This is a genomic window from Wolbachia endosymbiont of Ctenocephalides felis wCfeT (assembly GCF_012277295.1).
Lineage (GTDB): Bacteria > Pseudomonadota > Alphaproteobacteria > Rickettsiales > Anaplasmataceae > Wolbachia.
On the sequence record NZ_CP051156.1, the window covers coordinates 1,191,154 to 1,217,408 of the forward strand.

At 34.7% G+C, this 26,255-nt stretch carries 21 protein-coding genes and 8 pseudogenes; 13 read left to right on the forward strand and 16 right to left on the reverse strand.

Annotated features, from left to right (window positions below):
- Positions 1-157: 157 nt before the first annotated feature.
- The gene (locus tag HF197_RS05780; protein ID WP_168464606.1) at positions 158-376 is read right to left on the reverse strand and encodes a hypothetical protein; all 219 of its coding nucleotides are present in this window, start codon (positions 374-376) and stop codon (positions 158-160) included.
- 79 nt (positions 377-455) lie between these two features.
- Between HF197_RS05780 and HF197_RS07715 the strand changes: the two are divergent.
- Positions 456-781 (forward strand): annotated as a pseudogene (locus HF197_RS07715) (IS982 family transposase); the annotation flags it as partial.
- Positions 782-1,046: 265 nt separating this feature from the next.
- Here the strand turns inward: HF197_RS07715 and HF197_RS05790 are convergent.
- Positions 1,047-1,751 (reverse strand): hypothetical protein, encoded by a 705-nt coding sequence (locus tag HF197_RS05790; protein ID WP_168464608.1) that lies wholly within the window; start codon positions 1,749-1,751, stop codon positions 1,047-1,049.
- Positions 1,752-1,822: 71 nt separating this feature from the next.
- Here HF197_RS05790 and tnpC (HF197_RS05795) point away from each other — a divergent pair.
- A pseudogene (gene tnpC, locus HF197_RS05795) lies at positions 1,823-3,183 on the forward strand (IS66 family transposase).
- Here the strand turns inward: tnpC (HF197_RS05795) and HF197_RS05800 are convergent.
- The 5 genes from HF197_RS05800 to HF197_RS05820 form a co-directional block, all read right to left on the reverse strand.
- Positions 3,170-3,478: a hypothetical protein gene (locus HF197_RS05800; protein ID WP_168464609.1), complete on the reverse strand. Its 309-nt coding sequence runs from the start codon at positions 3,476-3,478 to the stop codon at positions 3,170-3,172. The pseudogene tnpC (HF197_RS05795) and the gene HF197_RS05800 sit on opposite strands and share 14 nt — an antisense overlap.
- 192 nt (positions 3,479-3,670) lie before the next feature.
- Positions 3,671-4,534, reverse strand: a complete 864-nt coding sequence (gene lipA, locus HF197_RS05805) for a lipoyl synthase (RefSeq protein ID WP_168464610.1) — start codon at positions 4,532-4,534, stop codon at positions 3,671-3,673.
- The gene (rpmB, locus tag HF197_RS05810) at positions 4,527-4,841 is read right to left on the reverse strand and encodes a 50S ribosomal protein L28 (protein ID WP_168464611.1); all 315 of its coding nucleotides are present in this window, start codon (positions 4,839-4,841) and stop codon (positions 4,527-4,529) included. Before rpmB ends, lipA begins: the two co-directional genes overlap by 8 nt.
- 38 nt (positions 4,842-4,879) lie before the next feature.
- Positions 4,880-5,221: a DciA family protein gene (locus HF197_RS05815; protein ID WP_168464612.1), complete on the reverse strand. Its 342-nt coding sequence runs from the start codon at positions 5,219-5,221 to the stop codon at positions 4,880-4,882.
- 6 nt (positions 5,222-5,227) lie between these two features.
- Positions 5,228-6,646: a sensor histidine kinase gene (locus tag HF197_RS05820; protein ID WP_168464613.1), complete on the reverse strand. Its 1,419-nt coding sequence runs from the start codon at positions 6,644-6,646 to the stop codon at positions 5,228-5,230.
- Positions 6,647-6,712: 66 nt separating this feature from the next.
- Here HF197_RS05820 and HF197_RS05825 point away from each other — a divergent pair, with 66 nt between their 5' ends.
- From HF197_RS05825 to tnpC (HF197_RS05840), 4 genes and pseudogenes are all read left to right on the forward strand, one after another.
- Positions 6,713-7,873 carry an aspartate aminotransferase family protein gene (locus HF197_RS05825; protein WP_168464614.1) on the forward strand — a complete coding sequence of 387 codons (1,161 nt, stop codon included), beginning with the start codon at positions 6,713-6,715 and terminating at the stop codon, positions 7,871-7,873.
- Positions 7,874-7,958: 85 nt separating this feature from the next.
- Positions 7,959-8,666, forward strand: coding sequence for an ankyrin repeat domain-containing protein (locus HF197_RS05830; RefSeq protein ID WP_168464615.1), 708 nt, complete (start codon positions 7,959-7,961; stop codon positions 8,664-8,666).
- A 231-nt stretch (positions 8,667-8,897) separates the two neighbouring features.
- Positions 8,898-9,122 carry a hypothetical protein gene (locus tag HF197_RS05835; protein ID WP_168464616.1) on the forward strand — a complete coding sequence of 75 codons (225 nt, stop codon included), beginning with the start codon at positions 8,898-8,900 and terminating at the stop codon, positions 9,120-9,122.
- 22 nt (positions 9,123-9,144) lie between these two features.
- Positions 9,145-10,504 (forward strand): annotated as a pseudogene (gene tnpC / locus HF197_RS05840) (IS66 family transposase).
- Positions 10,505-10,556: 52 nt separating this feature from the next.
- Here tnpC (HF197_RS05840) and HF197_RS05845 read toward each other — a convergent pair.
- A complete protein-coding gene (locus HF197_RS05845; protein WP_168464617.1) occupies positions 10,557-11,441 on the reverse strand; it encodes a hypothetical protein in 885 nt (294 codons plus the stop codon).
- A 127-nt stretch (positions 11,442-11,568) separates the two neighbouring features.
- Between HF197_RS05845 and HF197_RS05850 the strand changes: the two genes are divergently transcribed.
- Positions 11,569-14,055, forward strand: a complete 2,487-nt coding sequence (locus HF197_RS05850) for a valine--tRNA ligase (RefSeq protein WP_168464935.1) — start codon at positions 11,569-11,571, stop codon at positions 14,053-14,055.
- 110 nt (positions 14,056-14,165) lie between these two features.
- Positions 14,166-14,717 carry a hypothetical protein gene (locus tag HF197_RS05855; protein WP_168464618.1) on the forward strand — a complete coding sequence of 184 codons (552 nt, stop codon included), beginning with the start codon at positions 14,166-14,168 and terminating at the stop codon, positions 14,715-14,717.
- Positions 14,718-14,751: 34 nt separating this feature from the next.
- Here the strand turns inward: HF197_RS05855 and tnpC (HF197_RS05860) are convergent.
- The 3 genes and pseudogenes from tnpC (HF197_RS05860) to HF197_RS05870 all read right to left on the reverse strand — a co-directional run bounded on the left by tnpC (HF197_RS05860) (position 14,752) and on the right by HF197_RS05870 (position 18,434).
- Positions 14,752-16,112: pseudogene (tnpC, locus tag HF197_RS05860) on the reverse strand (IS66 family transposase).
- Positions 16,113-16,266: 154 nt separating this feature from the next.
- Positions 16,267-17,697, reverse strand: coding sequence for a 2-polyprenylphenol 6-hydroxylase (gene ubiB / locus HF197_RS05865; protein ID WP_168464619.1), 1,431 nt, complete (start codon positions 17,695-17,697; stop codon positions 16,267-16,269).
- Entirely contained in the window at positions 17,694-18,434 is a 741-nt protein-coding gene (locus HF197_RS05870; RefSeq protein ID WP_168464620.1) for a metal ABC transporter ATP-binding protein, read from the reverse strand. Before HF197_RS05870 ends, ubiB begins: the two co-directional genes overlap by 4 nt.
- Here HF197_RS05870 and HF197_RS05875 point away from each other — a divergent pair.
- From HF197_RS05875 to HF197_RS05885, 3 genes and pseudogenes are all read left to right on the forward strand, one after another.
- Positions 18,426-19,319 (forward strand): zinc ABC transporter substrate-binding protein, encoded by an 894-nt coding sequence (locus HF197_RS05875; protein WP_168464621.1) that lies wholly within the window; start codon positions 18,426-18,428, stop codon positions 19,317-19,319. The two genes, HF197_RS05870 and HF197_RS05875, sit on opposite strands and share 9 nt — an antisense overlap.
- 294 nt (positions 19,320-19,613) lie before the next feature.
- A pseudogene (locus tag HF197_RS05880) lies at positions 19,614-20,383 on the forward strand (IS5 family transposase).
- A gap of 123 nt (positions 20,384-20,506) precedes the next feature.
- The gene (locus HF197_RS05885) at positions 20,507-20,704 is read left to right on the forward strand and encodes a hypothetical protein (protein ID WP_168464622.1); all 198 of its coding nucleotides are present in this window, start codon (positions 20,507-20,509) and stop codon (positions 20,702-20,704) included.
- 158 nt (positions 20,705-20,862) lie between these two features.
- Here the strand turns inward: HF197_RS05885 and tnpC (HF197_RS05890) are convergent.
- The 5 genes and pseudogenes from tnpC (HF197_RS05890) to HF197_RS05910 form a co-directional block, all read right to left on the reverse strand.
- Positions 20,863-22,223: pseudogene (gene tnpC / locus HF197_RS05890) on the reverse strand (IS66 family transposase).
- A gap of 310 nt (positions 22,224-22,533) precedes the next feature.
- The gene (locus tag HF197_RS05895; protein WP_168464623.1) at positions 22,534-23,469 is read right to left on the reverse strand and encodes a BRO-N domain-containing protein; all 936 of its coding nucleotides are present in this window, start codon (positions 23,467-23,469) and stop codon (positions 22,534-22,536) included.
- A gap of 282 nt (positions 23,470-23,751) precedes the next feature.
- Entirely contained in the window at positions 23,752-23,985 is a 234-nt protein-coding gene (locus tag HF197_RS05900) for a hypothetical protein (protein ID WP_168464624.1), read from the reverse strand.
- Positions 23,986-24,060: 75 nt separating this feature from the next.
- Positions 24,061-24,830, reverse strand: a pseudogene (locus HF197_RS05905) (IS5 family transposase).
- 67 nt (positions 24,831-24,897) lie between these two features.
- Positions 24,898-25,140, reverse strand: a pseudogene (locus HF197_RS05910) (hypothetical protein); the annotation flags it as partial.
- Between the two features lie 389 nt (positions 25,141-25,529).
- Here HF197_RS05910 and HF197_RS05915 point away from each other — a divergent pair.
- Together HF197_RS05915 and HF197_RS05920 are read left to right on the forward strand one after the other, a co-directional pair.
- Positions 25,530-25,721 carry a hypothetical protein gene (locus HF197_RS05915; protein WP_168464625.1) on the forward strand — a complete coding sequence of 64 codons (192 nt, stop codon included), beginning with the start codon at positions 25,530-25,532 and terminating at the stop codon, positions 25,719-25,721.
- 115 nt (positions 25,722-25,836) lie between these two features.
- A complete protein-coding gene (locus HF197_RS05920) occupies positions 25,837-26,139 on the forward strand; it encodes a hypothetical protein (protein WP_168464626.1) in 303 nt (100 codons plus the stop codon).
- Positions 26,140-26,255 lie beyond the last annotated feature (116 nt).

Sequence of the window (26,255 nt, forward strand, 5' to 3'; positions counted from 1 at the left end):
TTTTTTGTTCCGTAGCTATTGAATTTACAAGAACCAATGCCTTATAAGCAAATCAGACTGAAACTGCCAGCAATTATTCCTCCCTGACGACTATTACATTCATCTGTAGTAATATACCAAACTACCCTCTAACTTTTAATCCTAAAACTCAACTCCTTCAGCATAACTTAATTCTCTGGATAATTGATGTATCGCTTAAGAAAGTCCTTGTTTTATCAGGCACACCTGTTGTCATTGCTTCTTTCGGATTAAATTTTGGTTTCTTTGTTTCTCCTGCTTTCTGTTTATTAAGTGGAAGTGTAGTCTCTTTCTCGGCCAAAACCTTTTCTAGACGACCTTCTAACTGTAGACTAGCTTCTTTTGTTGATAACCCCAATTGATTAGAAAGCTATAGAAAAGCCAGGAAAATAGGGTAAACTCCAAGATATTCCATTTCAAAAATAAAAAGATTACCAATGAATAAAAGCGCTACAGAATTATTTTGCCTAATCAACAATTTTTTCAGTGCAGTCGACAAAAATTTTACAAAAAACCCCTGCCAAACAGCAAAGAACCAGCCAGGATGCCAAGAATCACGCATCAAGGAATTCTAACTATCATTCTACTTGACTATCAATCCCGATGTGAAGATTTTAAGTCTTTCTGTGTACATTATTCAAAATTGTTGTATGGATCAGCATTTTCCAAATTACCATCGTATAATTGATTCATAACACTAAAGCCTAAAATTTTATGGTATTTAGCATTACTTTTACAATTGTTCTGTAAACAGGCAAAAATGATCCGATTTCGTATAAGGTTTTTGCTAGTATCACTTTGGTAGATTGAACATATCCAAGCTAAAAAACTATGATATTTTTTGTGGCAGGTCACTCGAAAAGTATTAGCGCATACTGTATGTTTTTGCCATTAACAAAAATTTGAATGTCAACAACCCATTACAACTCCAGTCCTTAACTACATGTTAAAACTAGCATATGATATTATTTATTTAAAGTACATCCAAGCCTTGTTACAAGGCCTGGAATTTACAGTACTCTATCTACTTATTTACCCATATGGTGAGTTGAAGATAAGGAAAGCTCATGCTTTTCTTGGTTAGCGTGCCTTTCTGGAGGAAGCAAGCCATGAAGTAAACTTCCTGGAGTGGAAGAAGACGATGAAACGTCCATAGAAGGCTGTACTAAAGCTGATTTTACTTTTTTTACTGCATCCACCATATTCCCTAAGGATTGCTTTACTTCACCCCAGTGACATGTTTTAAGACCACAATCTGGATTAATATGTAATCGTTCAGGTGAAATAAACTCCAAGGCATGGCGAATAAGCATCTCCATTTCCTCAGTAGATGGTATTCTTGGTAAATGAATGTCATAAATCCCTGGTCCTATTGAATTAGGATAATCAAACTTTTTAAATGCTTCCAACAATTCCATTTTAGATCGGGAACTTTCTATGCTGATTACATCTGCATCTAAATCAGCGATGGCTTTCATAATTTCATTAAATTCCGCATAACACATGTGGGTATATATTTGAGTGCCATCTTTAACTCCTGAAGCACTGATTCGAAAGCAGTGTGCAGCCCAATTGAAATATTCTTCATGGTGCTTTGCCCTTAAAGGTAGTCCCTCACGAAAGGCCGGTTCATCAATTTGAATCACCCTGATTCCTGCTTTTTCTAAATCGATTACCTCATCTCTTAAGGCTAAAGCAATCTGCTGAGCTGTAACTTGTCTGGGCGTATCCATTCAGCCGGGCGGTAAAATAAAGAGTAGACAAGGAATGCTAAAAAGGTAGACTAGAGTGGCTGTGAGGTAATATGGTTGATCTTTTAGAATTTTGCGAAAGTTTAAGCAGACTATAGAAAAGTTAGAAACAAAAATAGAAGAGCTTAAAGCAGAAAATAAAGCGCTAAGGATCGAAAACGCTGAGTTAAAAGAAAGGCTTGGCTTAAGTTCAAAAAATTCATCTATACCAAGCTCCAAAGAATTATATAAGATGAGGGAAAATAAGCCAAAAAGTGACAGGAAAGTAGGAGCACAGGTTGGACATAAAGGCAGTTACCGCCCTAAAATGGAGGCAGATGAGATGGTAAAAATAGAACTGCCCAATACGTGTGAGTGCGGAGGAGAAATTGCGGTATCAAAAGATCCGTATACTCATCAAAAGGTCGATTTGCCGGAAATCAAGCCGTATGTAGTTGAATATCAACTAGAGCATGGACGTTGCAAAAAATGTGGAAAAAGAAAAAGTAGCAAGCTACAAGAAGGAGTAACTGCGGACACATTTGGTCCAAGAGTTAAGTCAGTAATTGCAGCATTAAGTGGATTTTACAAGAATTCGAAAAAAGAAGTGGCAAATATTATAAAGGACATTTTCAACCTGGATATCAGCGTCGGTAGTGTATCAAATAGCGAGGCTAGAGTGGCAGAAAAATGCCAAGAAGCATATGAGCAAATTGAGGAAGAGGTAAGCAAGAGCAAAATTTTACATATCGATGAAACTAGCCATTACAACAAAGGTAAACAGGGCTGGTGCTGGATGTTTGCGAGCAAAATAGGAAGTGTGATCAAATTGACAGAGTCAAGAGGGATGAAAGTCCTGGAAAATAGTAAATTTGGAAAGAATAACAACCTAGTAGTGACCGACAGATATGCAGCTTACAACTACTTTTCCAGCAAGAAAAGGCAGGTCTGTTGGGCACATTTAGCAAGAGATTTTGAAAGGTTGTCTCATAGTTGGAATAGCGAAGTGAAAGTTTTGGGGTATTATTTAAGGAATGTTGCTACTGAATTATTTGCATTGAAAAAAGCTCTGTTAAAGGATGAAATAGACACATTAAGGTTCATAAGAAGAGCAAGAAAATTACGCAAGCGAACGAGATATTACTTAAAGAATATATCAAATTTACCCGAGGCAATTGGAGCGTCTCGAGTAGCAAAAAATATCATGAAATCGGATCTGATGATGTGGAAATTTTTGGACGATCCAGAAAATATTCCACTGACAAACAACTATGCTGAGCGACAGATTCGGCATTACGTTGTTTACCGAAAAGTTTCATATTTTACACAATCGAAACGGGGAAATATGTTTCTTGAGAGGATAATTTCATTGTACTTGACTTGGAGGCAAAAGAAGTTAAATCCTTTTCAAAACCTACTGGCTATTGCTTCTTAAGCCATACACCTGAATGGATACTTTTAAATAGATATGCACGTTCTTGAGGAGATATGTTTTCTCTTGTCAAAACCAAGGCTAACTTCGTATTGTAACCATTCAGCTTACCATTTTTTACCTTATCAATAAGATGTTCACCATACCCTATTAGAGTATTATCCTCAGATGATATTTGCAGCTCATTTTTACACTCTTGCTCTTTTGTCTTAGAAAAAATTGGCATCTTATCTAATCTCTTAAATAAGGGTTGTAATTGTTCATTCTCTGTAATGGGTACTTTATGTGTTTTTGGCATATGCTTTTCTGTTAAAATATCAATATTTAATGTTAATATATAAATTATATATATGCAAGAAAAATATTAATTTTATAATTAAAATATTTAAATTTTACTATAATTTTCTTGAATATTAACTAATGCGGAGGAGAGGTGGTCGCCTAAACATCACGCTAATCAGCGCCACATGAAATTAACTATTAGAAACAGTTAACGGGAAGCCTTCAGCTTCTTAAAATCTTCTTCAGCATGATATGAAGATCTGGTAAGTGGACTTGATGCAACCATTAAAAATCCCTTTGAGTAAGCAACGTACTTGTAATGCTCAAATTCCTCTGGTGTTACATACCTGTCAATTTTTGCATGCTTTGGTGTTGGCTGCAGATACTGGCCAATTGTAATAAAATCAACCTCAGCGCTACGTAAATCATCCATAACCTGCAACACTTCTTCCTTTGTTTCCCCAAGACCAACCATAAGCCCTGACTTTGTAAAAAGTTTAGGATTAATTTGCTTCACCATTTTTAGTAGGTACAACGAATGAAAATAACGCGCTCGCGGCCTGATTTTTGCATATAATCTCGGCACTGTTTCAATATTATGGTTATAAACATCTGGTGCAGCAACAGCAATTGCTTCAAAAGCTCCTTTTTTATTGAGAAAATCAGGAGTTAAAATTTCTACTGTCATTTCAGGACTCGTCTTTCTAATTTCTTCTATGCATTGTATAAATTGGTTTGCACCACCATCTGGTAGATCATCACGATCAACAGAAGTAATCACCACGTGCTTTAAATTTAGCTTTTTTATTGCTTTGGCTAAATTTTCTGGCTCATGAGGGTCCAGTTTATCAGGAATGCCAGTTGCAACATTGCAAAATGCACAAGCACGAGTGCAAACAGAACCGAGTATCATTACAGTAGCATGGCGTTTATTCCAGCACTCACCAATGTTTGGGCATGCAGCCTCTTCACACACCGTATGCAAGTTATGTAGCTTGACAATATTTAAAGTCTCGTTGAATATTTCACCAGCTGGAGCTTTCGCTCTGAGCCACTGAGGCTTGCTATGCATCTGAAACGGCTAACTCTACTTCCTGCTTTACTAAAACTTTCTTTAATTGCTTTTTTATTTTCTGTGCTTTTTCACTTAGATTAGCTGTTCTTGTATTGAGTAAAAAATCATCAAGGCCGCCTTTGTAATCTATAGTTCTTAAAGTTCTTGTTGCTATGCGAAATCTAAATTTTTGATTTAATATATCACTTGTTAACGTAACTTTATGTAAATTCAAAAGAAAAGTACGTTTCGTCTTACGGTTTGAGTGTGATACCTTATTACCAAAAGATTTTTTCCTGTTTGTTAAGTCGCAAACTCTACTCACTGCAATATACCAAGTTACTCTATACTATCCAGATTACCCTATTTCGCTTGATAGTCAATACTTTCTTGCTTGATTTTTATCCCATATACTGCCTTATAGCCAAAAAATATTGTGATTTTTTCTATAATCAGAGAAATCATATGCTGAATTTCCAATGCCTTACTGCCATTTGTTACAATAAGGTGTAATACACCAGAATTGATATTCTGTGCATATAAGATCTTTTTTGGCCTTGTGCACTCTGCTATTTCTTTTCCAACTATGTTTCTCCAATTTAAAATAAGAAGTATTTCATTTTTACTGATCTTGCTTTTCATACACTTTAGTGCACACATCTCTACAATAGATTTTAACTTTTTTGGTCCTCTTTGCTTAAGCATTTTGTTCTAAAAATCAACCAGATCTTCGCACGTCTGTTCCTCGTAAAAGAAGTTCAACGTTATCGTAGTGCCAAGATTTGCTTCGCTTTTGATATTGAAAGTTCCACCCATTAGTTCCACTAATTTTTTGCTCAGTGGTAATCCAATACCTGTGCCTTCATTTCTATATCCTGAATCGGCTTGGCCAAAAACAGACATAACCTTGTATATATCCTGTTGCATTATCCCTATGCCATTATCACGAAATTCAATAGTTAATAAATTTTTTTCTATGTCCTCCTTAATTACCATTTTTATCAATCCATCTTTTGGAGTAAATTTAATTGAATTTGATAGTAAGTTTATTATAACTTGCTTCATTCGTTTGGGATCTGCAATAACTAGCAATTGCTTGTTAGGCATATCCCTTTGTAGATTAATTCCGTTTTCCTTAAATTTAGGTAGCAGCATATTCACACATGAATCTATTATTTTATTCAGGTTAAACTTTACTTTTTCTACTGTTAAGCTACTTGATTCAGCTTTTGAAAAATCTAGCACATCGTTAATTAAAGAAAGTAAGTGCGTTCCTGCATTGTATATCTCATCAGCGTACTCTTTATAGTGAGAATTGTCCATTGAACCTCCAGTTTCATTTTTAATCAATTCTGCAAATCCAATAATAGCATTAAGAGGCGTACGCAATTCATGAGTTACACTTGCAAAAAATTTTAGCTTATTTGCATTTTCTTGCTCCAGCGCCTCTTTTATATGCTGTAGTTCAATATTAGTTTTATACTGCTTAACTAACATTTGAGTATTAGAAAAGTGCAAGTAGAACATAACTAATATTAAAATTATTAGCAGCGAGCTTATAGATATTAGAAATAGGCTATATACCGTAACATAAGAATTATTATAATTTCGAATAATCTTCAAAAAAAACGATGGCTTGGTATTATTTTCATAGAATATAGGGAAAATAGAGGTTAATATATCGTCTGTAGTATAAAATATTTCTTGGTTGTTTAATAACTTATCAACTTCATCATCTGTGAGTAATTGCTCATCATCATGATCTTGAATATTGAAATTGCTAAACATTATTCTACTGTTCTGATCATATAATATTATGCTAAAATCCTTTGCTTTGGCGACTGATTGTAATAATTCAGCACGAAGCCTTACTAGTTGATTGATATAGTCAAAATTTTTGTACTCCACATGATGTTTCTCTATTAATAAGTAGTGATATTTTTTTATTATGCCATTTTCCAGTACGCTTTTTAGATTTACACTTGAATTGCGGCAAGAAGAGATAAAACTCTTTTTGAGCAAATAATTGCAGTATGCTACACTAAATAAAATTATAAAAATTGATGAGAACAAAACAATAATTTTTGTCTTCTTCAGTGCAGATAATATTAACTGATTTAACTTATACATATCCTTCCAATTGTGAAATAATGGCTTTCATGTTATTAATAATAAAATTTAACACATAATATTTTTATGACAATTTCTACTAACTTGCCAGTTTATTCTCCTATTAGCATAAATTTTTCTTACGGGAAAGGTGCCTATTTATATGATAATGATGATAAGCATTATGTTGATTTCCACTCTGGCATAGCAGTAAGTAATCTAGGACATGCTCATCCGCGACTGGTTAACACCCTTAAAACACAAGGAGAAAAGTTGTGGCACATATCAAATACTTACAATATACCGACTGCTAATAACTTTGCAGAAAATTTGGTACAAAATAGCTTCGCTGACACTGTGTTTTTTGCAAATTCTGGGTCAGAGGCAGTAGAGTGTGGGCTAAAGATTGCTAGAGCCTATCAAAACGGAACAGGCAAAAAAAATCGCCATAGAATTTTAACGTTTCATGGTGCATTTCATGGCAGAACTTTTTTAACTTGTGCTGCGAATGATAAGCACAAGTTTTCTGAATTGTTAAATCCTTATATCGATTGGTGTGATAATGTTGAACCGAGCATTGAAAGTGTAAAGAAAGCAATTTCTAATAACATAGGTGTTATATTAATCGAACCAATACAAGGGCAGGGTGGTATCAAAGTGATGGAAGATACCTTTATGCAAGAGTTAAGAAATTTATGTGATGAGAATGACATATTACTATTTTTCGACTGTGTGCAGTGTGGAGCTGGTAGAACAGGAAAATTGTTTGCATATGAGCATGTAGGGGTTAAACCTGATATATGTGCCCTTGCGAAAGGAATAGGAGGTGGTTTTCCGCTTGGAGTTTGTCTTGCAACCGAAAAAGCTGCTCAGTACATGGCAGTTGGCATGCACGGTTCTACTTTCGGTGGCAATCCACTTGCAACTTCAGTAGGCAATGCTGTGCTCAATGAATTGCTCAGCCCTCAATTTTTAGAAAATGTTGAAACTAGAGGTAAATATTTAAAAGATAAACTAAAAATCTTAGCAAATGAATTTCCAGTAATAGAGGAGGTAAGAGGAAGAGGATTGATGCTTGGAATAAAAGTTAAAACAGATAATCAAAAATTTGCAGAAGAGCTGAGCTACCGTGGCTTGCTTACTGTTGGAGTAACCTCAGACAATGTTGTAAGAATTTTACCTCCACTAATTGTTACTGAGAAGGAAATTGATGAAGGCGTTGAAATCCTTAAGCAGTATTTATCTTGAGCTCAGTAATACTCTTTATACATACTACATGTGGACTTGACTTTTTTAAGTATTTAATTTAAAATTTTAAAAAAATGAGGAAGTTATGTACGGACAAGAATTATCAGGAATATTTAAAGAAAGATATGGTTTAGACTCGATTAAAAAAATAAAAGCTAAGGTACTAATAGCAGATAAAAAGGCATTTGATGAGTGGAAAGGACGTGGTTTTAATGTAAATTACCAGTTTAGTGGTGGTAAGACATTATTACATATGGCAGCTGATTATTTAAATGTGCCAGCATTTAAAACCCTTGTAAGAGAAGGAAAAGGAGCAGGGCTTGACGTGAGAGATAATTCTAGAAAGCTTCCTTTGGATTATGCAAAGCGTTATGCAATTAAAATAGTACTCTCATCTTTAGGTTTAATATTATGTACTATAGCAATACCTGCTGTGTATATTTTTGCTTTATCAAAAATAGCGACTAAAGAGATAACTAGATCAGATAATGCATTATTTTTTCTAGGCTTTATATTTACTTTGGTTTTAACAGCTTTGTTTTTAGTTTTTACTATTAAAGAAATTAGGGATGATGTTCGCGATTACAAAGCATCAAAGTCTATCGTTGAAGAAGCTAAGCTTAAAAAAGATCAGGAAGAAAACCCTGCTGCAGATATGAAGGAAAATTCCCCTTTGAATGATGCAAAGGAGGAGCCTAACACTGGCTTGGAGAAAGCTGACTTGGAGAAAATTGATAAGTCTTTAGAAAATGAAGGAAACAATGCTACCCAGACTGAATTTTCCCACGCGTAAGCGCACAACTGTACGAACGTTATAGTACGATTCTCTAAATGGTGTTGTCCCAATATTTGATACTGGGATAACGCCATAAGGGCTGCCTCCAATATTTTTTTATCCCAGTGCTTTAGTTATTAATTTTCTATTAACATTCATTTCTTCTATTTAAAATTGAATTTATATTCAATTACACACTCAATAGTATGGTTTATAATTTAATCATATTATTTAATAAAAGGAGCAAATATGAAATTTGACACAAAGCAAAATATTCAAACTCATTCTACAGTAAATGAGGAAACTAAAGCTGGCAAATGTTCATTATATGAAAAAATAGTATATAATTGGTATCAATCCATATACGCTATTGGAATACCATTATGGGTATGGCCGTTAATAAGAATAAAGTCTGGTGTATCCATTCAGCCGGGCGGTAAAATAAAGAGTAGACAAGGAATGCTAAAAAGGTAAACTAGAGTGGCTGTGAGGTAATATGGTTGATCTTTTAGAATTTTGCGAAAGTTTAAGCAGACTATAGAAAAGTTAGAAACAAAAATAGAAGAGCTTAAAGCAGAAAATAAAGCGCTAAGGATCGAAAACGCTGAGTTAAAAGAAGGCTTGGCTTAAGTTCAAAAAATTCATCTATACCAAGCTCCAAAGAATTATATAAGATGAGGGAAAATAAGCCAAAAAGTGACAGGAAAGTAGGAGCACAGGTTGGACATAAAGGCAGTTACCGCCCTAAAATGGAGGCAGATGAGATGGTAAAAATAGAACTGCCCAATACGTGTGAGTGCGGAGGAGAAATTGCGGTATCAAAAGATCCGTATACTCATCAAAAGGTCGATTTGCCGGAAATCAAGCCGTATGTAGTTGAATATCAACTAGAGCATGGACGTTGCAAAAGATGTGGAAAAAGAAAAAGTAGCAAGCTACAAGAAGGAGTAACTGCGGACACATTTGGTCCAAGAGTTAAGTCAGTAATTGCAGCATTAAGTGGATTTTACAAGAATTCGAAAAAAGAAGTGGCAAATATTATAAAGGACATTTTCAACCTGGATATCAGCGTCGGTAGTGTATCAAATAGTGAGGCTAGAGTGGCAGAAAAATGCCAAGAAGCATATGAGCAAATTGAGGAAGAGGTAAGCAAGAGCAAAATTTTATATATCGATGAAACTAGCCATTACAACAAAGGTAAACAGGGCTGGTGCTGGATGTTTGCGAGCAAAATAGGAAGTGTGATCAAATTGACAGAGTCAAGAGGGATGAAAGTCCTGGAAAATAGTAAATTTGGAAAGAATAACAACCTAGTAGTGACCGACAGATATGCAGCTTACAACTACTTTTCCAGCAAGAAAAGGCAGGTCTGTTGGGCACATTTAGCAAGAGATTTTGAAAGGTTGTCTCATAGTTGGAATAGCGAAGTGAAAGTTTTGGGGTATTATTTAAGGAATGTTGCTACTGAATTATTTGCATTGAAAAAAGCTCTGTTAAAGGATGAAATAGACACATTAAGGTTCATAAGAAGAGCAAGAAAATTACGCAAGCGAACGAGATATTACTTAAAGAATATATCAAATTTACCTGAGGCAATTGGAGCGTCTTGAGTAGCAAAAAATATCATGAAATCGGATCTGATGATGTGGAAATTTTTGGACGATCCAGAAAATATTCCACTGACAAACAACTATGCTGAGCGACAGATTCGGCATTACGTTGTTTACCGAAAAGTTTCATATTTTACACAATCGAAACGGGGAAATATGTTTCTTGAGAGGATAATTTCATTGTACTTGACTTGGAGGCAAAAGAAGTTAAATCCTTTTCAAAACCTACTGGCTATTGCTTCTTAAGCCATACACCTGAATGGATACAGCATTTTTTGCTTTTATTAAGCTACCACTTTTAAATACCTATACCTTGCAATGTTTTCACGTCAGTTACCTCAAAAGGTTCACAACTCTTTTTTTCTTCAACTTCAGGCTGCTTACAAATATGTTTATTAATAGTATTAATAAAATCACCTCTAACTAGCACGTCCTTTATCGGCCAATTTGTTTCTGTTTTAGTACCTAATGAAGAAGCTGCATCTTTCATCATAGGGTTATACCAATCAAATTTTTTAGTGAGTATATCCATCCCACGTGGAATTTGTAGTGAGATTATAATATCATTGCTAATTCCGTTTTCTTTCGGAGAAAAAAGTTCAGTGTATATACTCTTATCATTGTGTTTACTAAAATACTCAGGACAATACATATTGAGATATGTAGAATGAAGCTCTATGCAATCTTTCTTATCATCTTCTAGAGTGAATGTATATAGGTTATCATTTTTTTTAAGCTCGCGTAATTTAAATTTACTAAGGTCTTGATTAGAATCTCCTTGCTTCGGTTTGTTAATTTCAAAAGCAAGTGCAAGAGTTTGAGTTGAGCGATCAAATTCAATTTTCTCGTGTAAATCTTGTTGCAGGCTATAGTACTTATTCTCCTCATATTCTTTTCTTTTGTTAGCTTTTTGCTCACTTAAATCTTCAACAGCATCAAAGAATTCCTCTCGCTCTTCTAAGGCATCGTGCCAATCTTCTTCTGAATCAATATTATTATCTCTACTTTGCTTTTTATCTTCTGCATGATTATCAGTTATTTCCGTTTTGGAAATAACTGCTTCATCATTTAATTTGCTAGATTTATCTTCATTTGAACCTGAAAAGAAATTCTTTATCTTTAATATTAGACTAGCCCATGTAAATCTAACTTTATTTAATAAATCATTGATAAAATTAATCATATCTTACCTTTCTTTAGCTTTCTATTAATTTTATTGAAAGATATTAAATATGTCAATAAATTTATATTAAAATTGCCATATTTGCTTAATTGTGCTAACTTTGCTTTAAGAATAGTTATAAATGTCAATGTTAGCAGATAGGTACAACTTTGAAGAAGTAGAGGATAAATACAACACACTGTGGGAAAATAGTAAAGTTTATAAGTGGAATGGTACAAATACTTTTACTATAGACACACCCCCACCTACCATATCAGGAAAGCTACATATTGGCCATATATTCAGCTATTGCCACACAGATTTTATCGCAAGATTTCAACGCATGTTGGGCAAGGATGTTTTTTACCCAATTGGATTTGACTGCAACGGACTTCCAACTGAAAGATTAGTTGAGCAGACCTATAAAACTCGCGCAAAGGAAGTTGGCAGAGAGAAATTTATAGAGATGTGTCATGAAGTAATTAATAAATCAAAGCAAGAATTTAAGGAATTGTTTAAGTCAGTTGGCATTAGTTATGACTGGGATTTGGAGTATCATACGATCAGTAAAGAAACTGTGGCACTTTCTCAAATGTCGTTTATTGATCTTTATAACAAAGGATATGCATACAGAAAAATGCAGCCAATTCTCTGGGACCCAGTTGATAAAACCGCAATCGCACAAGCGGAAATTGAAGATAAGGTTTTTGAATCATCTTTAAATACGATAACTTTTTTAAGTGAAGAAAATGAGCAAATAAACATTGCAACCACGCGACCTGAATTACTTCCTGCATGTGTTGCAGTCTTTTGCCATCCAGAAGATGAGCGTTATACCCATCTGGTTGGAAAAATGGCTATAGTGCCGATCACAGAAGCAAAAGTGCCAATAATAGCTGATGATAAGGTAAAAGTGGACAAAGGCACTGGGCTGGTGATGTGCTGCACGTTTGGTGATGAGTTTGATATATATTGGCAGCAGAAACATAACCTACCAATGAGGATTATTATTGACCAGGATGGGAGGATAGATCTAGGTTCGGCACTTGACAATAATGGATCCCAGTGTCGTAGCACTGGGATGACAAAGGATGTGTTAAGTGAAATAAACGGACTAAAGGTAAAAGAAGCAAGAAAGAGAATAATTGAGATTTTAACAGAAAGAGGATTGCTTATAGAAAGCACTCACATTTCTCATTCTGTTAAATGCGCGGAAAGATCTGGTGCACCACTTGAAATATTGCCTACTTATCAATGGTTTATCAACACACTAGATAAGAAAGTTCAAATGTTGGATAAAGTTAAAGAATGTAATTGGCATCCAAGCACTATGCGTAAGCGTATGGAAGTGTGGATAGAGGGATTAAATTGGGATTGGTGCATTTCAAGGCAGCGCTACTTTGGCGTGCCGTTTCCGGCTTGGTATTCAAAACGTAAAGGTGAAGAGGGTAGAATCATCCTGGCTGAAGTAAATGATCTCCCGATAGATCCACTGAAAGACTTGCCAAAAGGGTACAGCAAAGATGAAGTTGTTCCAGACCAGGATGTGATGGATACTTGGGCTACAAGTGCAATAACTCCTCAATTAAATGCATTAGCAGTAAATGATGAATTTGGCTTGCCAGGCAACCGTTACGATAAGATATTTCCTGCAGATTTGCGCAGCCAAAGTCATGAAATAATTAGAACTTGGGCTTTTTATACGATCTTAAAAGCACATTACCATGCAGATTCTTTACCATGGAAAAATATTATGATCAGTGGTTGGTGCTTAGCTGATGATAAAAAAAAGATGAGTAAATCAAAAGGTAACATCATCACTCCACACTCGATACTTGATATGTATGGAGCTGATGTAGTGCGTTATTGGGCAGCAAATTCAAGGCTTGGAGTTGATACGGTTTATTCTGAAAATGTGTTTAAAATCGGCAAGCGCTTAGTAACAAAACTTTGGAATGCTAGTAAGTTCGTTTCTACATTTATGGAAAAACATCAAGCGCTAAGCATAGATTCTATCTGTGAAACTATGGATAAGTGGATATTATCTAAACTATCTAAAGTTGTAGAAAAAGCAACAATCAGCTTATTACAGTTTGAATATAGCGAAGCTTTAAGCGCTATAGAGGATTTCTTCTGGAAGGATTTTTGTGACAATTATTTAGAATTAGTAAAAAAACGTGCATATGGCGATACGGTGAGTAAAGAAGCAAATTTAAGTGCTAAACAAAGTTTATCATATACATTAAATGTTATTTTACGGCTATTTGCACCTTTCTTGCCTTACATTGCAGAGGAAATATATTGCCAATTGTATAGTGAAAATTCTGTGCATAATCAAAGCAATTGGCCAAAACAGGAAGAACTTATCTACGAGAAACAATCGGAAGAAATGGGAGATGATTGCATACAAGTATTGAATTTAGTAAGGAAAATAAAGGCAGATAATAATGTTTCTGTTAAGCATTTAATAAAAAGGTTAGCAATAAAAGCAAATGTTCAAGAGGGTAAATTGGATAAATCTGTACAGAGTGACTTACAGACTGTTTGCAATGCTGAAGTGATAGAATGGAATGAAAACGCGCAGCCAGAACTCAAAACAGAAAATGGAAAATTCGCCGTAGGGGCAGAGTTGTAGTAAATACTCTATTTAAAAATCAATAGGTTTTTTAGTATACTAAAATTAGCTTGACTCAATAAATTACATATATAATATAATAACAAAGTTTCATTTGTGAGGAAGTAATAATGAGCAGTTTGCTTAACAAAAATAATACCCTTTCCCTTTATATTATAGCTGGCTCTTTTGCTGCTCTTACGTTACTTACGCTTATTGTAGCCCCTTATGCTAGTTTCATATCTCCACTTCTAGCTTTAAGTATATCTACTGCTGCCATTCCTTTGGCTATACTTTCTGTTCTGGTAATTGTGTTTTCATATAAGGTGATGAACGATCGCGTTAAAGTAGAAAAGCTGACTGAAGAAAATAAAAATTTATTTAGGCATATACAGCAATTGACTCAGGAAAAAGAACAATTACAAGCAGATAATCTTGCACTGCATCAAGCAGGATTAGTATGTGATTACCTCCTCAGTAACTATGATTTACGGCGTGTAGGTACAAGAGAACCTTTATCAATGATATATGCAGGTTCGGAATATGGTGAAGCCTCAAGTAATGATGTGAGCACAGATGAGGATGAAGAAGTTGAAGTAAATAATTCACCTCAAAGGGTAGAAGCAGAGCTCACGTTAGAGCCGTTCTTCAATCATAGAACAACAGCTCAAATAGTTCGGTAACATACTACATCTCGTATCCATTCAGGTGTATGGCTTAAGAAGCAATAGCCAGTAGGTTTTGAAAAGGATTTAACTTCTTTTGCCTCCAAGTCAAGTACAATGAAATTATCCTCTCAAGAAACATATTTCCCCGTTTCGATTGTGTAAAATATGAAACTTTTCGGTAAACAACGTAATGCCGAATCTGTTGCTCAGCATAGTTGTTTGTCAGTGGAATATTTTCTGGATCGTCCAAAAATTTCCACATCATCAGATCCGATTTCATGATATTTTTTGCTACTCGAGACGCTCCAATTGCCTCGGGTAAATTTGATATATTCTTTAAGTAATATCTCGTTCGCTTGCATAATTTTCTTGCTCTTCTTATGAACCTTAATGTGTCTATTTCATCCTTTAACAGAGCTTTTTTCAATGCAAATAATTCAGTAGCAACATTCCTTAAATAATACCCCAAAACTTTCACTTCGCTATTCCAACTATGAGACAACCTTTCAAAATCTCTTGCTAAATGTGCCCAACAGACCTGCCTTTTCTTGCTGGAAAAGTAGTTGTAAGCTGCATATCTGTCGGTCACTACTAGGTTGTTATTCTTTCCAAATTTACTATTTTCCAGGACTTTCATCCCTCTTGACTCTGTCAATTTGATCACACTTCCTATTTTGCTCGCAAACATCCAGCACCAGCCCTGTTTACCTTTGTTGTAATGGCTAGTTTCATCGATATGTAAAATTTTGCTCTTGCTTACCTCTTCCTCAATTTGCTCATATGCTTCTTGGCATTTTTCTGCCACTCTAGCCTCGCTATTTGATACACTACCGACGCTGATATCCAGGTTGAAAATGTCCTTTATAATATTTGCCACTTCTTTTTTCGAATTCTTGTAAAATCCACTTAATGCTGTAATTACTGACTTAACTCTTGGACCAAATGTGTCCGCAGTTACTCCTTCTTGTAGCTTGCTACTTTTTCTTTTTCCACATCTTTTGCAACGTCCATGCTCTAGTTGATATTCAACTACATACGGCTTGATTTCCGGCAAATCGACCTTTTGATGAGTATACGGATCTTTTGATACCGCAATTTCTCCTCCGCACTCACACGTATTGGGCAGTTCTATTTTTACCATCTCATCTGCCTCCATTTTAGGGCGGTAACTGCCTTTATGTCCAACCTGTGCTCCTACTTTCCTGTCACTTTTTGGCTTATTTTCCCTCATCTTATATAATTCTTTGGAGCTTGGTATAGATGAATTTTTTGAACTTAAGCCAAGCCTTTCTTTTAACTCAGCGTTTTCGATCCTTAGCGCTTTATTTTCTGCTTTAAGCTCTTCTATTTTTGTTTCTAACTTTTCTATAGTCTGCTTAAACTTTCGCAAAATTCTAAAAGATCAACCATATTACCTCACAGCCACTCTAGTTTACCTTTTTAGCATTCCTTGTCTACTCTTTATTTTACCGCCCGGCTGAATGGATACGTCAGTGCACGGATATAGGGATTCAACAACTATAATGGAATAAAAGGAAGAATTTACAGCTAAAGTTTTACGCATCTAAAAAATAAAAATTTTAATAACTAAGATTATAATTATAGACCATAACAAAAGATAAATTTTCCCATTTTGCTTGCTCTTTACTCTGGTATTTTCCAATTTTTGATCAGCAATTAAGTTTAACTTTTCTATCAAATCGAACATCCCCTTTATTGTTTTTATAGGATAGGAATTTTTAATCTTTTCTTTATATCCTATTTTACCTTCATGTTGGCTGTTTATCCATGCTTCAACTACTTTCCATATATTAATTTCCGGGTAAACTTTTCGACAAGTTCCCTCAAGAAGAATCATAGTTTTTTGCAGTAACAATAACTGTGTTTGAACTTTCATATCAAAATCTCCAGTTATTTTTAACAATTGAGTAAGTAAGTTAGCAAATGAGATTTTCTGTACAGGTTGCCCGATAATAGGCTCACCTATTGCCCTACAAGCTGTAACAAAATTTTTGTGCTCTGATGAAACATACCCAGCTTTAAAATGTATTTTCGCAACGTGATCATAATCGCGGTTTAAAAATCCTTTAAGTATCTCTATAACATAATAACATGTCTCACGGTCTATTCGACCCATAATACCGCAGTCAAGGGCAATAACATTACCATTATTATCAACCATTAAATTTCCAGGGTGAATATCAGCGTGAAAGAAACAGTCCCTGTATACTTGATTGCAAAATGATTCTATAAGATTTATAGCTATTTGCTTGTGATTGTTTAATTTGTCAACTTCATAGATCGGTGTTGCTTCTATCCATTCCAACGTTAAAACCCTTTTTGAAGTTCTACTCCAATTTACTTCTGGCACGTAGAAACCTATGTCATTTTTTGTGTTTTCCTTTAACTCTGAGAAATGAGCAGCTTCAAAGCGCAAATCTAATTCTAATTTGCAAATTTCGGCAAAAGTCTTTACCAATTCAATCGGTTTGAGCCGCCTTGATTGTTCGCTGTGTTTTTCTGCAAGCTCTGCAAGCCAATAAAGCATTTTTATATCTCTGAAAAATATTTTTTCAATATTTGGCCTTAAAATTTTTACTGCTACTTCCTTTCCTTCAATTGTGGTTGCTCTATGCACCTGCGAAATCGATGCTGCTGCAATTGGCTCTTCAGAAAAGCTTGAAAAAATGTCACTTAATTTACAATTAAACTCGCTTTCTATAGTTTTAACTGCTATCTTATGTGAAAAAGAGGGCAGTCTATCACATATTAACAATAAGTTGTTTGTTATGTCCTCGCTTAAAAGATCAGTACGTGATGCAATAGACTGCCCAAATTTAATAAATACTGGACCTAATTTCTCAAGGGCGCACTTTAGCTTCCGTCCACATATTCTATTTATAGACTTTTTTGATGGCGGTAACAAGTGCGGTAATATATTATAACGAGTAAGTACTGCAATCACGCGTAGTAGGCGTAGGACATTCTGAATCATTTCATTTTATAACTACTAAATATTTCACTTAGAGTTTTATTTTTTAAAATCTCATCAGGCTTACCTTGGCAATAGACAGTATTATTTATACAAACTATATAATCCGAGCACGGCACAACAGAGCTAAGATCGTGAGATGTCATCAGAATCGACACTGATCGTTTTTTTGCTATTTCAGCTATGATATTATAGAACTTGGTCCTTGCGTTAATATCCATCGCACTTACTGGCTCATCAAGAATGATCAGATCAGGTTCCGCAATCAAACAACGCGCAAGCAGTAATAACTGTGTTTGTCCAGCCGAAATCTCCAATACTTGATTTTTCAAAATATTGCCAATACCAACTAATTCAATCACCTCCTGAATAATAGACTGATCTTTTTTCAGCTCTTTTGAAAAGCTATTGAGAAGGAAGTATTCAACTGTTATTGGTATCAAATTGCTGATGCTAAAATTTTGTGGCATATAGCTAATTTTTATATTGTCAGCAAATTTAACACTACCAGTATATTTTTTATTTATGCCAGCAATTGCCTTTACTATGGAAGTTTTTCCTCCTCCATTTGGACCAAGTATTGTAACCACATCCCCTTTTTCTACTGATATATTTATGTCATCAAGAACTTTTTTGTTGTCGTATGAAAGGGCGAAATTTTCTATGTTTAGGATACAATTATTGACATTATTTAATTTTTTGATAAAGTTTAATTTTTTCTCAACGTTTGTATGAGACATTTACTGGCTTTTCTTTTATTAATTGCTTTTACACTATACTATAATAACGCTTTTTCATCTAGTTTAAAAGTTGTTGCTACAATCAAGCCTATTCATTCACTTGTAGCTTCTGTGACAGATGGGATCTTAGAACCAGATTTGTTAGACTACACAACGTCTGAACATGATTATATATTAAAGCCCTCTGATGCAAGTAGTCTGGAGCTCAGTGATGTGGTATTTTATGTCGATGATAACTTAGAGACATTTGTAAAAACTTTTTCTAAGGATAATAAGAGGTTAGTGCAATTATCAAAAACTATTGACCTACTGCCTACTCGACCACATTCATTTTCCAAAAAGGTTGCCAATGTTCACGGTAAAAAAGATTTGCATATTTGGCTAAGTCCTGAAAATGCAAAAAGCATGATACTTTTGATAAGTAAAACTTTGTCTGATTTGGATCAGGAAAATTCTTATCGATATAATGCTAATGCAGTAAAAGCAGTAGAAAAAATAGACCAAGAAGTAAAGAAAATTGCGCAAGATCTAAATAACTTTAGAAATCAAAAATATATAGTAACTCACGATGCTTATCAGTATTTTGAAAAATATTTTGGTTTAAACAGTCCAAGTGTAATACTTTCCATAGAAGAAGATTCATATCTTGGAATGAGAACCTTAATGGAGTTGAGAAAGGTAATGAAGAAAGAAAATATTAAGTGTATACTTTCTCACTCGCGAGAAGACAGTATAAAACCTCAAATCCTTTCTAGTGACACAAGAACAACAATTCTTGATCCTATTGGTGCAGAAATAGAATCTGGAGAAAGCGCCTACTTAGCTATAATGAATGACATTGCACAAGGTTTTAAGTCCTGTTTTGCTGCTCCAACACGAGACTAAGTACAAAATCTAGATAATGCCAAAAACGTACATTTTTATCTGTTGACGCACAGTTTCTTACTATATTAAATATTAATATTAAATAATTAATAATATTAATAAATGATTAGGAGTAAGTTATGCCAAAAAAATTGAAATCATTCGATGAAGTTGAAGAACGTCAGGGAATATGCAAAAATAAGATCGCAGAACTACAATTAAAACTAGAATCACGCACCCCCCTAAGAAGGTGTCTGCAAAGTATGTAGAAAAGTAGAAAAAAGGACAATTATGTGATACAAGGATAACTTTAACATGTATCCAAGTGACATAAAAGACAGTGAATGGGAAATTTTAAAGCCATATTTTGAGCCAAAAAAGACAGGTAGACCAAGAAAACACGATATTAGAACAATTATTAATGCAATAAGGTACGTAATGAGAACAGGCTGCCAATGGAGACAATTACCTAAGGATTTCCCACCATGGAAGACAATTTACAGTTGGAACACACGACTAAAAAACACTGGAAAATGGCAAGAAATACACGATATTTTAGTAAAAAAAGTAAGGGAGGTAGTTGGTAAAAGAGCCACACCATCAGTTGGAATAATTGACAGCCAATCAGTAAAAACGACTCAAAAAGGGGGGCCAGAGGTTACGATGCTGGCAAGAAAATAAAAGGTCGAAAACGGCATATTATTGTAGACACGCTAGGACTCGTGATTACGGCAGATGTACACAGTGCAAGCATCCAAGACCGCGAGGGAGCTTTAGATCTTCTGGTAAAAGCAAAACAAAAAATACCAACATTACAGAGGTTTTTTGCTGATCAAGGATACACAGGTAACCTTAAAAACAGATGCTTAATAAAAACAGGATGTTTATTTACAATAGCAAAAAAAGCTCCTAATATTGCGGGATTTGAGGTTATACCGAAGCGTTGGATTGTTGAAAGAACTTTTGCTTGGCTTTCCAATTTTAGGCGTATGAGTAAGGATTATGAGCATTCTCCTCAAACTTCGGAAACCAATATTTTCTTTAATATGACTACTATTATGCTTACTAAATTAGCTAATTCTTGAGTTTGCAGACACCTTCTTAGAGAACGTATCGAATCTTCCACTTCTGGAGCTATCGCTCTTGTTGTAAGTGATGTTATTAATAAATTTCGCGATAAAAGAGAAATAAAAACACTTCAACGTAAAGTGAAAAAATTGGAAAAATTAGCCAGTAATATGGAGCAACCTGCTACTGTAACAGAAATTGCAGAAGAAGAAATGGATCAAGATAATTATTTTCTATATCCTGTGTCAATTGAGGATGGATTGGATCAAGATAATTCTTTTCTAGATTCTGTATCACATGTTAAACACGTACAACCAGCTCAATGTACACAGCGATAAGTTATTATGTGAATTAGAGTCACTGTAAAGGTCGGCTACTTAGATAACACTATTTTACAGGTCACTGGCCTAAAACGCAACGTTCGTACAGCTGTGGTGTCAGCTACTTGGCTGACACGTTTTGCAAAGAGTTATTTGTATCCATTCAGGTGTATGGCTTAAGAAGCAATAGCCAGTAGGTTTTGAAAAGGATTTAACTTCTTTTGCCTCCAAGTCAAGTACAATGAAATTATCCTCTCAAGAAACATATTTCCCCGTTTCGATTGTGTAAAATATGAAACTTTTCGGTAAACAACGTAATGCCGAATCTGTCGCTCAGCATAGTTGTTTGTCAGTGGAATATTTTCTGGATCGTCCAAAAATTTCCACATCATCAGATCCGATTTCATGATATTTTTTGCTACTCGAGACGCTCCAATTGCCTCGGGTAAATTTGATATATTCTTTAAGTAATATCTCGTTCGCTTGCGTAATTTTCTTGCTCTTCTTATGAACCTTAATGTGTCTATTTCATCCTTTAACAGAGCTTTTTTCAATGCAAATAATTCAGTAGCAACATTCCTTAAATAATACCCCAAAACTTTCACTTCGCTATTCCAACTATGAGACAACCTTTCAAAATCTCTTGCTAAATGTGCCCAACAGACCTGCCTTTTCTTGCTGGAAAAGTAGTTGTAAGCTGCATATCTGTCGGTCACTACTAGGTTGTTATTCTTTCCAAATTTACTATTTTCCAGGACTTTCATCCCTCTTGACTCTGTCAATTTGATCACACTTCCTATTTTGCTCGCAAACATCCAGCACCAGCCCTGTTTACCTTTGTTGTAATGGCTAGTTTCATCGATATGTAAAATTTTGCTCTTGCTTACCTCTTCCTCAATTTGCTCATATGCTTCTTGGCATTTTTCTGCCACTCTAGCCTCGCTATTTGATACACTACCGACGCTGATATCCAGGTTGAAAATGTCCTTTATAATATTTGCCACTTCTTTTTTCGAATTCTTGTAAAATCCACTTAATGCTGCAATTACTGACTTAACTCTTGGACCAAATGTGTCCGCAGTTACTCCTTCTTGTAGCTTGCTACTTTTTCTTTTTCCACATTTTTTGCAACGTCCATGCTCTAGTTGATATTCAACTACATACGGCTTGATTTCCGGCAAATCGACCTTTTGATGAGTATACGGATCTTTTGATACCGCAATTTCTCCTCCGCACTCACACGTATTGGGCAGTTCTATTTTTACCATCTCATCTGCCTCCATTTTAGGGCGGTAACTGCCTTTATGTCCAACCTGTGCTCCTACTTTCCTGTCACTTTTTGGCTTATTTTCCCTCATCTTATATAATTCTTTGGAGCTTGGTATAGATGAATTTTTTGAACTTAAGCCAAGCCTTTCTTTTAACTCAGCGTTTTCGATCCTTAGCGCTTTATTTTCTGCTTTAAGCTCTTCTATTTTTGTTTCTAACTTTTCTATAGTCTGCTTAAACTTTCGCAAAATTCTAAAAGATCAACCATATTACCTCACAGCCACTCTAGTTTACCTTTTTAGCATTCCTTGTCTACTCTTTATTTTACCGCCCGGCTGAATGGATACATCCTTTTCAAAACCTACTGGCTATTGCTTCTTAAGCCATACACCTGAATGGATACGATTTAAAAAGATAACCTAAAGGACTTAGGTGGTGTAGTTTTATACAAAAAACACCCCAATGGTAATTTTACAATATTCTCTACATAATGTCAACTAAAAATTCCTGGTGTTTTAATTAATTTGTCACACTTAATCTTTTAAACGAATTATCATCTTAAGGTATTGATATTCTCGTTATTTTTCTATATCCGGAAGAGTAATCATTTTTTCTATTCCTTCTTCAGGCTCTTTTTCTCCTATTAATGCTAACTCGATACCTTTCTTTTTCAGAAAATTACTAGAAGATACAACTTTTATGTTTCTTGCTTCCTCAAATGCTTTTCTTGCTATACCAGCACTTCTGCCACCATCTTTTACAGCTTCTAAGTTTGCATTATATCCTTGTGCATTCCTATCTTTTACTTCTTCTATAGTCGCTTGTTCACCAAGCATGTTAAATATCAATTCTGTTGGTGTCATGTGATCCCTCAAAGGCTGCTTTTTTAAATCTTTTATTTTCTTGTGTTCTTTAGTTGTAACTCCAAATGTTTCTTGGGAGATCACATCAGTGAGTATTGCATACTCTTTACCTTCCATATTCTTATTATTATGGTCAGTTATGTTCATCTTGTCCCATTCTTGTGTTAGTTGATTTCTTGTAGATATAGATTGAATTCTTCTTTGTATCCATTCATGAGAATACCCTTTTGCAACATAATTAGCATAGGCACGCTTAAATGCAAGTTCAGGGTTTTTATATTCTTCTAACCTTTCATATCCAACCTTTGCCAGCCAACGTTTAAATTGTTCCACTCTTTCAGTTTTAGAAGGTACAGATTGTAAGATACGCAATAATCCCTCGACATTCGTACAATTTACATTTTGTTTACCACCTTTTGTTTTTATTTCAAGGGGGGTGACAAATTGTCCCCATCCTTTAGCAAGCTCTGGATCTCTGCTCCTCATCTTCTTTAAGTAATCAGATGGGTTTGTACTACCTGTAAGAGAAGCTATTACTTCCGTTATTACATACCACCACTCTCCGTTATGCAGGATTCTAGTTAAACTATTGCTATCAAATGAGGTAATATCGATACCTCCTTCTTTTATATTTAAGACATTATTTACCATAACTCTCTAAAAAACCTTCAAACATTTTATCTTTAATTTACACCATTTTCAACCACCCACAATAGTTACTTTTTTAGAGTCACCCAACTACCATAGTTACATTCAAGTTATAAAATTGTGTAACATATTTTCTCAGCAGCAATATTTCAGACAACTGGATTTTTCTTGGCTAGCTAACATATTTTGTAGATGCTCATTCTTTACGTATGCTTCCACTAGGAAATAACATACTTTGTCTCCTAACTTGAGTATTTATATATGTTATAAAAATTACAGATATTCTTAAGCTTTTAATGAAGAGCTATACATCAAACTTGCATAAATATGATGATCAGGTGTGATAATTGAAGTGATTTTATTCTTATCACCATATTCGCTAGTTTCAATGCTAACTTTAACTACACACTCCAAATCATTTAACTCAGATAAAGATTCAATTCTACGAGCAAGCTTAGCCTCCTCACCGTTATCATATGGGTAAACATTGCGAGCAGATTCTAGGATAACGCGAATCATTGACCTACCCATTTCACCCCATTTATCTTCAACGTCTGCACTTAACTTGCCACTCCTAAGAAGGTGTCTGCAAACTCAAGAATTAGCTAATTTAGTAAGCATAATAGTAGTCATATTAAAGAAAATATTGGTTTCCGAAGTTTGAGGAGAATGCTCATAATCCTTACTCATACGCCTAAAATTGGAAAGCCAAGCAAAAGTTCTTTCAACAATCCAACGCTTCGGTATAACCTCAAATCCCGCAATATTAGGAGCTTTTTTTGCTATTGTAAATAAACATCCTGTTTTTATTAAGCATCTGTTTTTAAGGTTACCTGTGTATCCTTGATCAGCAAAAAACCTCTGTAATGTTGGTATTTTTTGTTTTGCTTTTACCAGAAGATCTAAAGCTCCCTCGCGGTCTTGGATGCTTGCACTGTGTACATCTGCCGTAATCACGAGTCCTAGCGTGTCTACAATAATATGCCGTTTTCGACCTTTTATTTTCTTGCCAGCATCGTAACCTCTGGCCCCCCTTTTTGAGTCGTTTTTACTGATTGGCTGTCAATTATTCCAACTGATGGTGTGGCTCTTTTACCAACTACCTCCCTTACTTTTTTTACTAAAATATCGTGTATTTCTTGCCATTTTCCAGTGTTTTTTAGTCGTGTGTTCCAACTGTAAATTGTCTTCCATGGTGGGAAATCCTTAGGTAATTGTCTCCATTGGCAGCCTGTTCTCATTACGTACCTTATTGCATTAATAATTGTTCTAATATCGTGTTTTCTTGGTCTACCTGTCTTTTTTGGCTCAAAATATGGCTTTAAAATTTCCCATTCACTGTCTTTTATGTCACTTGGATACATGTTAAAGTTATCCTTGTATCACATAATTGTCCTTTTTTCTACTTTTCTACATACTTTGCAGACACCTTCTAATACCAATAATCTGATGAATTTTATATTGTGAATATGGACCTTCAACTACAGTAAATTCTGTGTTTAAATATATACTCCCACTGTTTACACTCTTACTTAACCAACTGTTTTGTTCATATCCACCAGGGTGAATTTTAACCGATACTTTTACTATTGTACCTAAAGGAATTAGAGTACTTTGTGGCACCGCAGTATTGAAATCAGTCAAAAATTCATCAGCTAAAAAGTCATATTCCATAAAGTTACCCCTATACTCAAGTTTTTTATAACTTATTTTAACCAAAAATTATATGAGATACAAAATTTTCAAACAATTTTTCCTAAAGTAGACCATTCTTATGAATTGTACAGTTCCACTATGTCATGAGATGGTTTAATTGAAAATAATACAGGATATTTTGCCTGCTGTAACAGTATGGACGACATTGCAAATTTAGAGTTTAAAAGGGTAATTCCTCGAGAACCACTGCGTCCAAGTAAGGGCGCTGAATTTGTATATAATGTTGATCATGGAGGTTTTGTATGGGTAATAGTGAGGATAAAAGAAGAGAAAAATTAAAAACTAGAATTCTATAAAGCAAAAACACTCTGCTTGATCATGAGTTGTTATAGTTTATATTGTATTTTGTGTGCAAAAAAGGGGAAAGCAGAAGTGTTGCAGAAAAACTTATAGAGCTTCATAGTTTGGGAAAAGTAACTAGTGCTGAATATCATAAGAATATAGATCAAAAACACTTAAAGGAACTGGAAGGGTCGTTATCCAAGTCATATGAAGCATTAAAGCTAAATCTTTCAAAAGACATAACAAAATTACCTTAAGAAAAAGATAAGGTTTGTCAGCTTTTTATGCGATTTCAAGTATCAAGAAAATCCGATAGAGTCATTTGCAGCCCAAGCAAATGTTGATTATCAAGTAGATAAATTTTTACTTTTTTTGATTGCAGAAAATATAAAAGAAGAAGAGATGTTAAACGAAATAAACGGAATGATGGAACTATTAGAAAAGCATGAAAGATTTAATGAATTAGAATACAAAGTAAGGAGGCTAAAGTCAGAGCTTGGGCGCGGTAAAAGCAAATACCCAGCAGAAATTATTAAAGCAATCATCAAAGAACGAGAAAGGGAAATGAGGAAAATCGAAGAAAAATATGTCAAAGTAAAGAATTTATCTGAAGAAAGGAAGAAATTATTGAGACAGCTAAAGAAGCTAAGTGTTGGTTTCAATGAAGTATGGTAGAAAATAGGATTAATGGCACAAATATAAGAAGTACATAACTTTAAAATTAAAAACATCGATATGCAACCCACGTATTGTAGGTAAAGTTTACTATATTTTAAACGGTATCATATATA